13 protein-coding genes are annotated in these 12,170 nt (G+C 64.5%); 2 read left to right on the plus strand and 11 right to left on the minus strand.

The window, feature by feature from the left end; all coding sequences use genetic code 11:
- Nucleotides 1-35: 35 nt before the first annotated feature.
- The 3 genes from MRB47_RS06265 to MRB47_RS06275 are packed head-to-tail and all read right to left on the minus strand — an operon-like array spanning nucleotide 36 to nucleotide 3,210.
- The gene (locus MRB47_RS06265; RefSeq protein ID WP_252102213.1) at nucleotides 36-1,187 is read right to left on the minus strand and encodes a hypothetical protein; all 1,152 of its coding nucleotides are present in this window, start codon (nucleotides 1,185-1,187) and stop codon (nucleotides 36-38) included.
- Nucleotides 1,184-2,056, minus strand: coding sequence for a glycosyltransferase (locus MRB47_RS06270; protein ID WP_252102214.1), 873 nt, complete (start codon nucleotides 2,054-2,056; stop codon nucleotides 1,184-1,186). The genes MRB47_RS06265 and MRB47_RS06270 overlap by 4 nt, the downstream gene beginning before the upstream one ends.
- Complete coding sequence (locus MRB47_RS06275) at nucleotides 2,050-3,210, minus strand: glycosyltransferase family 4 protein (protein ID WP_252102215.1); 1,161 nt, start codon at nucleotides 3,208-3,210, stop codon at nucleotides 2,050-2,052. The genes MRB47_RS06270 and MRB47_RS06275 overlap by 7 nt, the downstream gene beginning before the upstream one ends.
- Between MRB47_RS06275 and MRB47_RS06280 the strand changes: the two genes are divergently transcribed.
- On the plus strand, nucleotides 3,202-3,780 hold the full coding sequence (locus MRB47_RS06280) for a class I SAM-dependent methyltransferase (RefSeq protein ID WP_252102216.1): 579 nt from the start codon (nucleotides 3,202-3,204) through the stop codon (nucleotides 3,778-3,780). The two genes, MRB47_RS06275 and MRB47_RS06280, sit on opposite strands and share 9 nt — an antisense overlap.
- 3 nt (nucleotides 3,781-3,783) lie before the next feature.
- Here the strand turns inward: MRB47_RS06280 and MRB47_RS06285 are convergent, their stop codons facing one another.
- Genes MRB47_RS06285 through MRB47_RS06295 form a run of 3 tightly spaced genes read right to left on the minus strand, consistent with a single transcriptional unit; the run spans nucleotide 3,784 to nucleotide 6,851 of the window.
- Nucleotides 3,784-5,097, minus strand: a complete 1,314-nt coding sequence (locus tag MRB47_RS06285) for an exopolysaccharide biosynthesis polyprenyl glycosylphosphotransferase (RefSeq protein WP_252102217.1) — start codon at nucleotides 5,095-5,097, stop codon at nucleotides 3,784-3,786.
- Nucleotides 5,094-6,197, minus strand: coding sequence for a glycosyltransferase family 4 protein (locus MRB47_RS06290; RefSeq protein ID WP_252102218.1), 1,104 nt, complete (start codon nucleotides 6,195-6,197; stop codon nucleotides 5,094-5,096). The genes MRB47_RS06285 and MRB47_RS06290 overlap by 4 nt, the downstream gene beginning before the upstream one ends.
- A gap of 6 nt (nucleotides 6,198-6,203) precedes the next feature.
- Nucleotides 6,204-6,851, minus strand: a complete 648-nt coding sequence (locus MRB47_RS06295) for an LON peptidase substrate-binding domain-containing protein (RefSeq protein WP_252102219.1) — start codon at nucleotides 6,849-6,851, stop codon at nucleotides 6,204-6,206.
- Between the two features lie 85 nt (nucleotides 6,852-6,936).
- Here MRB47_RS06295 and MRB47_RS06300 point away from each other — a divergent pair, with 85 nt between their 5' ends.
- Nucleotides 6,937-7,485: a YggT family protein gene (locus MRB47_RS06300; RefSeq protein WP_252102220.1), complete on the plus strand. Its 549-nt coding sequence runs from the start codon at nucleotides 6,937-6,939 to the stop codon at nucleotides 7,483-7,485.
- Between the two features lie 79 nt (nucleotides 7,486-7,564).
- On the opposite strand, the gene accD is transcribed toward MRB47_RS06300, so the two are convergent.
- The 5 genes from accD to truA are packed head-to-tail and all read right to left on the minus strand — an operon-like array spanning nucleotide 7,565 to nucleotide 12,137.
- Nucleotides 7,565-8,437, minus strand: a complete 873-nt coding sequence (gene accD, locus MRB47_RS06305) for an acetyl-CoA carboxylase, carboxyltransferase subunit beta (protein WP_135148127.1) — start codon at nucleotides 8,435-8,437, stop codon at nucleotides 7,565-7,567.
- Between the two features lie 60 nt (nucleotides 8,438-8,497).
- Nucleotides 8,498-9,307, minus strand: coding sequence for a tryptophan synthase subunit alpha (trpA, locus tag MRB47_RS06310; protein WP_252102221.1), 810 nt, complete (start codon nucleotides 9,305-9,307; stop codon nucleotides 8,498-8,500).
- The gene (gene trpB / locus MRB47_RS06315; RefSeq protein ID WP_252102222.1) at nucleotides 9,304-10,572 is read right to left on the minus strand and encodes a tryptophan synthase subunit beta; all 1,269 of its coding nucleotides are present in this window, start codon (nucleotides 10,570-10,572) and stop codon (nucleotides 9,304-9,306) included. Before trpB ends, trpA begins: the two co-directional genes overlap by 4 nt.
- On the minus strand, nucleotides 10,573-11,316 hold the full coding sequence (locus tag MRB47_RS06320; RefSeq protein WP_252102223.1) for a phosphoribosylanthranilate isomerase: 744 nt from the start codon (nucleotides 11,314-11,316) through the stop codon (nucleotides 10,573-10,575).
- A complete protein-coding gene (gene truA, locus MRB47_RS06325; RefSeq protein ID WP_252102224.1) occupies nucleotides 11,313-12,137 on the minus strand; it encodes a tRNA pseudouridine(38-40) synthase TruA in 825 nt (274 codons plus the stop codon). The genes MRB47_RS06320 and truA overlap by 4 nt, the downstream gene beginning before the upstream one ends.
- Nucleotides 12,138-12,170 lie beyond the last annotated feature (33 nt).

Below are 12,170 nucleotides of genomic sequence, written 5' to 3' on the forward strand. Positions count from 1 at the left end.
GGCGGAGTGCTGGCTGGAACTTGGGCAGAAACCCTCTATTTTGCCATCCAGGCCGACAGCATCAGCAGCCCAGCGGTGCAAAGGCTGGCGAGCCACCACAGGTGCACCTGCGGCGTCCAACCCATGGGGGCGAGCAGCACCATTATCTGCATGATATTGAAACCTATGGTCAGCAATGAGTAGCGGCGCGCCAGTCCCTGCTGGAAGGGCCGATGGCTCAGTGCCGCGAAGATGCATGCGCTACCCTGCCACAGCATGATGGGCAGGATATAGGGCAGCAGGCCCTGCCATGTAGGCGCCAGCAGTGTGGTCTGCAGTACGGCGGCGCTCCCCAGACCGATCAGCCCTGTGACCAGGGCAGCTCCCATCCCTACGCCCAGCGACTTCAAGCGTGAGGGCCGCGCTTGTGCCAGCAGCACTTGTGACCAGGCCGCGTGCACGATGGCGGGCATTAAGCCGAACAGCCGTAGCAGCACTGCCAGATAGCTGGCGTCCGCCGTGCCATGCTGCCGCTGCCAGGCCAACACCAGAGCTACGCCGGCCACGGCATCCATTACCGCGTGCGCCATGCGCAAGAGAGCGCTGCGGCCGTCGGATTGCCTTGCTGCGGATTGAGGTGAATGGACGGTGCGGCTACCGTGAAGCAACCAGAGCGCCCCCACTGCATAGCCGCACGCCGCCGCGGCCAGTAGGCCGGTGGCGTTGTCAGCGTTTCCACGCATACCCAGCCCGGCGGCCAGCGCCAGCGCCAGCAAGGGGGGGGCTGTGCGTACGCAGGCGGCGGACATCGGTGATGCCGTACGCAATACCCAGGGCTGGGCCAGGTACCAGCCCATTTGCAACAGCGCTAGCAGCCCGGCCCAGGCCACCACGGTGGCCAAAGGGAGGACGGGTTCCGACCACCATAGGGCTGCGGCCACCAGGGGCAGCAGCAGTATCCAGCGCAGCAGGCTGGCGCGTAGAGCAGCACGTAGCGCCCGCTGTGGGGGCAGGTGTGCGTCGGCAAGGAACTGAAGTGGGCTTTGTGCCAGTGCCAGCGTGACCCAGAAAAACGCCACTTGTGCTACGACGGCGAAGTGGCCTGCCGCCGTGGGCGTGAAGAAGTGGAGCATGGCCGCACCCATGAGCGCTTGTGCGATCAGCGCGATCAGGCTGGCTCCGGCCATCAGCAGCGAGGTGCGGTTCACGGGCACAGCCCCAGGCGGCGCCAGAGTGCCAGTCGTTCAAGTACGCGCGGCCATGCCAGTGTGGATACATCAGGCACCACGCAGCCAGCCATGTCTGGTATGGGCAGGTAGGCAAAGCGCGCTCCGTGCCGCGCTTCAAAGGCCCGCACCCAGTCGTAGTCGGTGCTGACCACTGGCAAACCTGCCGCGCAGTATTCGATGAGTTTGGTGGACGTCTGTTGGCTGTACGGCAATTGGTCAGGAACCAGGTTCAGTCCGTAGCGCGCGCGGCGCAGCAGGGTGGGTACCTGACCGTGCGGAACGCGACCCGTGACGTGCCCCAAGGTGTGCAGTGTTTTACGCAGATCGACAGGCGGCTCGCCAATCAGCAGAGTGCGCTGGCCTGCCTGTTGTAGTGCGGTCAAAAGTGGCACAAACTGCCGCAGGCGTTGCATGTCCCCCAGATAGACTCCGTCGAACTCGGGCGCAGCCCGTCTCGCACACGGGGCAAGAAAGGACGGCTCCACGCCCATGTCACGGAACTCGTACGGCACGCCGTCGGAAAATCCCAGCCGATCGCGCACCCAGGTATTCTGGAAAAGGCGGTACTGCGGCACGGGCTGCAGGGCGCGCTTGGCCCGGTCCTTGACCTTAGGCCAGGGCGGCACTGAAGCCGATGCGTATTCATGGATGTGAAAGGCATGGCTGAGCCGCCGCGCCGCGTCGTGCGGCACGCGGCCGCACATCCACCAGCAGATGACCGCATCTGCAGGTACGCTCGCAGGGCGGGAATGCACCTGCGCGCTGTGCCCCAGCGCCGCAAGGAAGTCGCCATATGCCGCCAGTTCGGGCAGGTAAGCGCTGCCGGGGTGAATGAAGTGGATCAGCACGCCGCCTCCTGCAGCACGCGTTGCCAGTTATGCGAAAAGCGCTCAGGACTGTAGCGGCGCAGCACCTGGGCCATGTCGTGCGCCAGCTGTTCGGGTGGCATGGCGCACACGGTTTGCACGGCGCGAGCGAGCGCAGCCGCGCTGCAGTCGTGAGCCAGCGCATAGGGCATGTCTGGCCCCAACATTTCGCGCAGCGCGGGGATAGGCAGGCCCACGCAGGGCCTGCCAGCGGCCAGCGATTCCAGCGCTGCCATGGGGCAGCCTTCGTAGAGCGATGCGAGCACGGTAACTTGCCATGGGGCGTACACCGTGGCCTGTACGAGATGAAAAGGGCGCAACTCCAGCCGGCCGACTTGCTGCAGGTCAGCACCGGCTGCACACAGCGCCGGTTGTGAAGGGCCATCGCCTACCATGCAAAGCCGATAAGTAGTCGGCAGCAAGCGCAGCATCTGCACCAGCAATTCGGGCTGCTTCTCCGGCGCAAGCCTGCCCACGAAACCCAGGTATTGCGGTGACGCGCCCATTGGCGCGGGCTGCCAATCAGGATGGGCATTAGGAATCACCTCCAGGCGTTGCCCTGCCGCTGCACCGCCCGTGAATTCAAGGAACGAGTCGCGTGTGTGGGCTGAGACGAACACCACCCAGCGTAGTCGGCGATACAGCCAGCGCAGCCAGGCGCGTTTGGCAGCACTGGCATGGGCGTGCTCCAGCACCTCCTGCGTGGGGCCGTGAAGCCATGCCACCACGGGCCGGCGCAGCAGCATGCCTAGCAGCCAGGCTGCATAGGAAGGCAGAAAGCCGTTCGTGGCTACGATGATGTCGGCCCGCCAAACGGCACGCAGAAGCGCTCCGATACGCGTATTGCGCAGGGCCAAGGCGACCGGTATCTGGCCTGCGCACCGCAGTGCATTCGCCAGCGCCTGTGTGGCGGTGTGAATACCGCCAACGGCCAAGTCTTCTTGCAACAGCAGGATGTAGCGCGTGTGCATTCTGGTGGAGGGCGCGCCAATAATTGCACGATGCCACACATTGAAACCTATTTGCTGGGCGAGGCTTTCAGCGACGATTTGCCTTTCAGGCCGGGGATTATCGGACATGCCCAGCCACGCGGTGATTTGCTGGCCGGCTGGGTCGCGCAGCAGTGCGTGCTGCATGTGGGCTTTGCCGACCATGCACCGCTGATTGCACGTCGCGCCTCCGACGGCAGTTGGTTGCACACGCTTCTCAGCCGCAGCGCACGGATCTGCCATGGTATCGACATCAACGCCACCGCTGTGGACACGGCGCGCAGCCTGGGTTTTGACCACGTGCAGCAGCTCGACGTGTTCGCTCCCGAGGCCCCGCAGGTGCTGGCCCGGTGTGCGCCCGACATGGTGCTGGTGCCTGATGTAATTGAACACCTGCCTGACCCCGCCGCGTTCCTGCGGCGGCTGGCGCAGTGCCTGCCACAGGCGGAGTTCGTCGTCAGTGTGCCCAATGCGTTGTCCCTGCGCAATGCGCTTCACGGCGTGTGCGGGGTGGAGCATGTCAACACCGACCATCGGGCGTGGTTTTCACCCTTCACACTACTGAAGGTGCTGGCGGATGCAGGGCTAGTGGGCGCCGAACTGCACAGCTGCCAGGTGGCGGCACCGGGGACGATGAAGGGATGCCTGTTGCATCGGCTGGCAGTGCGCAGGCCGTTGTGGGCGGATGTGCTGGTTGCGCGAGTGAAGGCACGTTGACAACTAGCGCGCTCCGAAACCTGTGAGCACCGTGCGCACCGTCTTGTAGGCAATGAGCAGATCCAGAGCCATGGAGCAGTGCGTCACGTAATACAGGTCATAGCTCAGCTTGATAGCGGTCTGCTCGGCGCTATCGGTATAGCCATGCTGCACCTGCGCCCAGCCCGTGAGACCGGGGCGCACCAAGTGGCGGTAGGGGTAGGCGGGCATGGCTGCGGCAAAGTGGTGCGCGAACTCTGCCTGCTCGGGACGCGGGCCGATCAGGCTCATTTCTCCGCGCAGTACGTTCCAGAGCTGGGGTAGTTCATCGAGCCGCGTGCGGCGGATGAAGCGGCCAACTGACGTGATACGGTCGTCCTGCTGTTTGGCGAACTGAACGATGTGGCTGGCAGGCTCGTGACGCATGCTGCGCAGCTTCCATATGCGGAAGCTGCGTCCGTGGCGACCCATGCGCTGCTGCGAGTACAACATGGGGCCGGGTGAATCGAACTTCACTGCCAGCCCCGCGGCCATACACAGCGGAACCCATAGCGGCACCGTGATGAGGGTCAGGCCCAAGTCCAGCATGCGCTTGGCGATGTCGTAAGCAGGGTAATTGGTCAGTTGCCATAGATCTTGCTCGCCCAGCGTCCCGGTGATTTTGCGGCCCGACAGCATTTCCGCTGCCGCTTCTGCGCTGTAGAGAGGGATGCGCTGGAGTTTGAGCTCGCTGATCCATTGTTGGCGTTGCGGGTCGGGATCAGCCAGCCGGTCTAGCACCACACCGTCCACGGCTACGCGCTGTTTTCGCGCTGGTAGTCCGGCCACCCAGCTGGTCAGGCGCAGTCGGTCATCGCCTTGCTCCTGCGGGCGCAGCATTTGGCGCAGGACGTAGGGTAAGTCGGCATCCACGTAGGCCAGGTGCAGCGTACGACGGGTCCCCCACAGCGCATGCCCGCACAGCAGCCAAGCCAAGGCCAGCATGTATGCCATCAATACGGCGCCGCGCGAATAGGGCGCCTGCAGCAGTGCAAAGCCCAACGGGGTGAGCAGAAAGGCCACCGTGATCACCACCAGCAAAAAGCCACCCTGCTCCCGCGGCGGCAGATGGGCGCCCTGGTGCAGCCAGCGTGTTGCCAACAGGTAGGACACCGCACACCACAGCACGGTGGCGGGGAACAGCGGTGTGACCCAGCCTGCGTGTTGCATCTTGTGCGCTATGGCGTAACCCAGTGCTTGAGGCAACAGGCCGAGCAGGCTCCACCACAGCAGCGCGCCATCACGCCGTGCCGGGTCGGGTTCGGCGCAGGGTCGGGAGGTGACAACAGGCGGGGTCATGCACGGACCTGGGTGTAGATGGCGAGTATGGCTGACGCCATGCGTTCCGGGGCATGATGTTCTTCGTAATGGCGGCGGGCCATTCGGCCCATTTGCTCGCGCAGCGCGGGGCTGCGGATTAGGCGCTCCATGGCTTGAGCGATGGCCTCCACGTCATTGGACACCAGGAATCCGTATTGTTCGGAGGGGAGCAATTCCGCCATCCCAGGCAGTCGACTGACCACGACGGGCAGCCCCGCCCGCATGGCTTCGATCACGGAGATGGGAAGACCTTCGTGGTCAGACAGCAACACGAAAAGGTGGTGATGCGCGAGGCGCTGGGGCACATCATCCACGTCGCCCACGAAACTCACTTGAAATAAGCCCAACCCGGATGCCAGCGCCTGCAAGGCCGTGCGATCCGGGCCATCGCCAATGATGCTAGCCGCTACCTCATGCCCCAGGCCATCGCGCAGCCGGACCAGGGCATGCAGGAGCAGGTCGGGGCGCTTGGGTGCGGCCAGCCGGGCTACCATGGCGACGCGCACGGGTTCCAGCCCAGGCTGAGCGCGTTGGCTATTGTTTTCTATGGCATTGGGTACGACGGTCAGCCGGTCAGCGCGAATCGGCAAACCTCGGGCAAGTTGTCGCTCGTGCTGCGATACACACACCATGTGCTCCGTCCAACGCGCCAGCAACCATTCACAGCACCACGCCACTGTGCGGCGTACCCGGGGTACTTCGGGTTTGAAAGCGAAGCCATGCACTGTGTAGATCACGGGCTTGCGGCACAGTCTGCCCGCCAGGCGTGCGACTACGCCCGATACGGCGCTGTGCGCGTGCAACATGTCGGGTTCGTGCTCGCGGATCAGGGCGCGCAGTTGCAGTACCGAACGGAACAGATGCCAGGGCGCCAGCGAATTGCGCAGGCTTGGCAGGCGGTAAATCGGCAGTCCCAGCGTGTGTAGGTCGCTTTCGAGCGGCGTGGGACCCGTGCCGCCAATGACAGCGCTGAAATGGATGCGGGAGGCCAGAGCCTGGCACAAGGTGCGCACATGGGTCTGGGCACCTCCTCGTTCGCCCTTGGTGATCACTTGCATCACCTTCAGTTTGGCCTGCATGCAACGCTAGCCAGAAATGCCGGTACGTTCCAGGATGTCACTCACCAGCTCCAGCCGCACCAGCGGGTTGTCCAGTTGCATGAGCTGCTGCTTGAGTTCCAACGGAATGGGCAATAACTCGCACCAGCGATTGGCAAGCCAACCGCAGTCTTGGAGATCTGTGCGTGAGGGCTGTGCGTGTGCGGTTGGTCCCCCGGCTGCTCCTGCCGCCTGCTCGCGCAATGACGACAACACCTGCGTCAGTGTGCTAGCTGCACGCTGCAAGTCTGGGGGAACTTGGACCGGCGTGTCGCAAGGGATCTGTTCCACATTGGCGGTCCACAGCCCGTGGGGCAGCAGTTGTTGGCGCAGGACACGAAAGCGGGCGATCCCCCGGCAACGTACGTGCATCAGCCCCGCTTGCAGTTCTTCTAAATGCTCGATCATGGCCAATGTGCCGACGCTGTATAGGCTTTCCGGCAGGGCTCCCGCCTGGCGCACCTCATGGCCGCGGGCCAGGGCCACGACGCCGAAGGGGGCACCCGTGCGGTGGCATTTGCGCACCATGTCCAGGTAACGCACCTCGAACACACGCAGCGGTAGAACACCACCGGGAAACAGCACGGTGTTGAGCGGAAACAGGGGCAGGGAGGTCAGCGTGAGGGGATCGGACATGGCGGCATGCGTAGCGTCGCTATCATCCCACGTTGAACCCGTGTGCGGCGCACTGCAACGGGGTCGACCTATTTGCTAATCGGCCATGCTGTTTCAAATTCTGTCTTTTCTCCTCGACGTTGCCAGCGGCCTGCTTACCGGGGCTTGCCTGTTGCGGCTGTACATGCAGCTGCAGCGGGTGTCGTTTGCCAATCCCGTGGGCCGTCTCGTGTTTGCCTTGAGCGACTGGCTGGTGCTGCCACTGCGCAAACTCGTTCCGTCGGCGGGGCGGTGGGATCTGTCTTGCCTTGCGGCGGCGCTGCTGCTGCAACTGGTCCAGTATCTGCTGCTGTGGCTTCTGGTGGGCGGGGGGATGGGACTGGCCTGGCTGCCGTGGATGGCGTTTTTTGGCCTGGCGCGCGTGGCCGTGTCGGGATTGATGGGCTTGCTGATCGTTTATGCAGTGCTCTCGTGGGTGCAGACGCGATCGCCCATCAGCGATGTGATCACCCGCCTGTGCGAGCCGTTGTTGCGCCCCGTGCGCCGTGTTCTACCGCTATTGGGCGGGGTGGACCTGTCGCCGCTGGTGGTGCTGGTACTGCTGCAGGTCGTGATGATCGTGCTGGGGCATCTGCAGGCCAGCGTCATGATGTAGCGACACTGTTCTCAATAAAAAATAGCTGCTAGCGCCCGTCCACCAAGCGCTAGCAGCTATTGTTTTTGATGCCCGTGGTTCAGGCTACCGCGTCGGCCGGCAGGCGCTGCAGCATGGACAGGCATTGCGCCACGGTGTGGCGCAGTTCGCGGCGGTCGCAGATGAAGTCCACAGCGCCCTTGGTCTGCAGGAACTCCGCGCGCTGGAAACCCTCGGGCAATGTGACGCGCACGGTGGATTCGATCACGCGCGGGCCGGCAAAGCCGATCAGGGCCTTGGGCTCGGCAATCACGATATCCCCCACGAATGCGAAGCCGGCCGACACGCCACCCATGGTAGGGTCGGTCAGCACGCTGATGTAGGGCAGGCCTTTCTTGGCCAAACGGGTGAGGGCCGCATTGGTCTTGGCCATCTGCATCAGGCTGAGCAGGCCTTCCTGCATGCGTGCGCCGCCCGTGGCGGTGAAGCAGATGAAGGGCACCTTCTGCTCGATGGCGGTTTCCACGCCGCGGACGAAGCGCTCGCCCACCACGGAACCCATGGAGCCGCCCATGAAATCGAATTCGAAGCAGGCCACTACGACGTTGATGCTCTTGACCGCGCCGCCCATCACGATGAGCGCGTCGGTCTCGCCGGTGTTCTCCAAGGCCTCCTTTAGGCGTTCGGGATACTTGCGGCTGTCCTTGAACTTGAGAGCGTCGACCGGCAGCACTTCCTGGCCGATCTCATAGCGTCCCTCGCCGTCCAGGAAGGCGTTGAGCCGCGCACGGGCACCGATGCGGTGGTGGTGGCCGCATTGGGGACAGACGTTTTCGTTGTGCTCCAGATCGGTCTTGTAGAGCACGTTCTCGCAGCTCGGGCACTTGATCCACAGGCCCTCGGGCATCTGGCGACGCTCGGTAGGGTCGGTCTGCTGGATTTTGGAGGGCAGGAGTTTTTCGAGCCAGGACATAGGTTTCCTCTGTTCAGATCGCGGCTGCGCGCGGGCCGTGGCCGGCGCGCAGGGCCGTCATTATGCGTCCAGCGCCTTGCGCACCCCGCGCAGAAAGTCCACGGTGATGCCGACCACTTTCTCATGGGGCTGGTCTTCGATGAGCTGGATGATGCGGCTGCCGATGACCACCGCATCGGCCACGCGGCCGATGGCCTGCGCGGTGGCGGCATCGCGAATGCCAAAGCCCACGCCGACGGGGACCTTCACATGCTCGCGGATGCGCGGCAGCATGGCCTCGACGGCGGCCGTGTCCAGCGCGCCGGAGCCGGTCACGCCCTTGAGCGAGACGTAGTAGACGTAGCCGCTGGCTACGCGAGCCACCTGCTGCATGCGTTCCGGCGTGGAGGTAGGCGCCAGCAGGAAGATCAGGTCGATGCCGTGGCCGCGCAGGTCGGCGGCGAACTGCTCGCACTCCTCGGGCGGGTAGTCCACGATCAGCACACCGTCCACGCCGGCTTCGCCCGCGTCACGGGCGAAGGCGCCCTTGCCGTGGCGCTGCTCGTAGCGCTCCACCGGATTCGCGTAGCCCATCAGCACCACGGGCGTGATGCTGTTGCGCAGGCGGAAGCTGCGCACCATCTCCAGCACCTGGGCCAGGCCCACGCCCAGTGCCAGGGCCTTCTCGCCCGCCTTCTGGATGACGGGGCCGTCGGCCATCGGGTCGGAAAAGGGCACCCCCAGTTCGATCACATCGGCGCCGGCCTCGACCATGCCGTGCATCAAAGCCGGTGTGATGTCGACGAAGGGAAAGCCTGCTGTGACGTAGGGGATGAGCGCCTTGCGGCCCTTGGACTGCAGCTCTGCAAAAGTGTCAGCGATGCGGCTCATGCGGCGGGTCCTCCCTTGACGGTCAACCCGCGCATGGAGGGACGGTCGTAGAAGTCCACGCCAGACAGGTCGGCCACGGTGCCGATGTCCTTGTCGCCGCGGCCGGACAGGTTCACAAGGATGGATTGCTGGGACGTCATGGTCTTGGCGAGCTTGAGCGCGTAGGCCACGGCGTGGCTGGATTCCAGGGCCGGGATGATGCCCTCGGTGCGGCACAGGTAGTGAAAGGCTTCCAACGCTTCCGTATCGGTGATGCCCACGTACTCGGCTCGCTTGATTTCCTGCAGCCAGGCGTGCTCGGGGCCCACTCCGGGGTAGTCCAGGCCGGCGCTGATGCTGTGCGTCTCAGTGATCTGGCCATTCTCATCTTGCAGGATGAAGGTGCGGTTGCCGTGCAGCACGCCACTGGAGCCGCGCTGCAGGCTGGCGGAATGCTTGCCGCTGTCCAGGCCTTCGCCTGCGGCTTCCACGCCGATCAGGCGGGTTTTCTCGAACGGGATGTAGGTGTGGAAGATGCCCATGGCATTGCTGCCACCGCCCACGCAGGCCACGACGGCGTCGGGTTGCTCGGCGGCGATCTTCTGTTCGGCCAGCATGGCGGGCATCTGCGTGAGGCATTCCTTGCCGATCACGCTTTGGAAGTCACGCACCATCATGGGATAGGGGTGGGGGCCGGCCACGGTGCCGATGATGTAGAAGGTGTTGTCCACGTTGGCCACCCAGTCGCGCATGGCCTCGTTGAGCGCATCTTTCAGCGTCTTGCTGCCCGACTCGACGGGCACCACGGTGGCGCCCAGCAGCTTCATGCGGTAGACGTTGGGGCTTTGGCGCTTGACGTCCTCGGCGCCCATGTACACCACACACTCCAGGCCATAGCGCGCGCAGATGGTGGCGGTGGCCACGCCGTGCTGGCCGGCGCCGGTCTCGGCAATGATGCGCGGCTTGCCCATGCGCTTGGCGAGCATGGCCTGGCCGATCACGTTGTTGATCTTGTGTGCGCCGGTGTGGTTCAGGTCTTCGCGCTTGAGGTAGATCTGCGCGCCGCCCATCTCGCGGCTGGTGCGCGCCGCGTGGTAAACCGGCGAGGGGCGGCCCACGAAGTGCGCAAGCTCATAGTGGAATTCCTTGAGAAACTCCGGGTCGTTCTGGTAGCGCGCATAGGCTTCGCGCAGTTCATTGATGGCGTGCGTCAGCGTCTCGGAGACGAAGCTGCCGCCATAGGGGCCAAAATGGCCCGAAGCATCGGGTTGGGTATATGCAGGCATTTACAAATAAGGAACTGGTGCCGCATCGGCCGCGCGTACGGCGGCGATGAAGCGGTCGATCTTGCCGGCGTCCTTGATCCCCTTCAGGAGCAGACCATCGGGGCCCGTGGCCTCCACGCCGGAACTGACATCAACGGCCAGCGCCCGGCAACGCGGGCGCACTTGCCGTATGCCATCGGTCACGTTTGCAGGCGTGAGTCCACCAGACAAAACGAGATGACAGTCGACGTTTGTTGGAAGGAGTGACCAATTGAATGCCTTGCCACCGCCGCCATAGCCCTCGACATGGGCGTCGAGCAGGATGGCGCGGGCGTGAGAGTGATCGTGGGCGTATTTTACGAGGTCGAACCGTGCCGCACCTTCGCCCAGGGGAATGCGCGCGGCGCGCAGGAAGGGAATGCGGCCCCCGTCGCTGGAGCGCAGGCAGTCCTCGGGCGTTTCGTCACCATGGAATTGCGCTGTCGCGCCCGGTACATCAGCGCAGGCAGCTATCACATCAGTAGCATGGGCGTTCACGAACAACAGCACTGGCGTGACAAAGGGCGGCAGCCGCCGGGCCAGTTGCGCTGCGCGCTCTGGGGTGACGGCGCGCGGGCTCGCGGGATAGAGCACGAAGCCGACGGCGTCGGCACCGCTGGCGACGGCCGCGTCCACGTCCTGCTCGCGCGTGAGGCCGCAGATCTTGATGCGTGTGCGCGCGGTGGAGTGGACGGGGGTGGTCTGTGCTGCGGTCGGACTGCTCATGGCAGCCAATCATACGCAGCCGTGCGCGTCGGCAGGCCCCATTCCGCGCCGTATACCGGGCCCTGGAAGTACAGGCCATCGGGCGAAAAGGTAGGAGCAGCCGCGTCGCGCGACCGCGCCTCCAGCACCGTGCGCATCCATTCGGGCGGATACAGCCCCTGGCCAATGGCGACGATGCAGCCCATGATGTTGCGGATCATGTGGTGCAGGAACGCATTGCCTTCGAATTCAAAGCGCCAGTAGCAGGGGATACACCCGTGGGTGCCGGTGGATTCGCCCGCTGGCGGAGCCCGGCGTGTGATGTCGATGCGGTGCAATGTCTTCACCGGCGACTTGGCCTGGCAGGCCGAGGCGCGGAATGACGTGAAGTCATGCTCGCCCAGCAAATGCTGCACCGCCCTGTGCATGGCCTGCTCATCGAGGGCATGAAAGACCCAACCCACGCGCCCGGCATCAACGCTGGGGCGTACGGGCGACTGCAGCAATACGTAGGCATAGCGCCGGGCCACGGCGCAGGCGCGGGAATGAAAGGCATCGGGAACGGGTTGCGCCCACTGCACGGCGATGTCCGCCGGCAGGAAGGTGTTGGTACCGCGGACCCATGAAAACGGCGCACGCTGCAGTTCCGTATCGAAGTGCACCACCTGCATCAGCCCGTGCACGCCGGCGTCGGTGCGCCCGGCACAGATCGTGTGCATCTCCTGCGTGGCAAAGCGGCCCAGGGCCGCTTCCAGACGGTCTTGCACCGTGTTGCCAGAGGGCTGACTCTGCCAGCCGTTGTACGCCTGGCCGTTGTAACTGACGCCCAGGGCCATCCTCATCGGATGCTCCTTTCGGAGGGCAATGGCACGTCA

It is taken from the genome of Diaphorobacter sp. LI3 (assembly GCF_022807955.1).
GTDB lineage: Bacteria > Pseudomonadota > Gammaproteobacteria > Burkholderiales > Burkholderiaceae_C > Diaphorobacter > Diaphorobacter nitroreducens.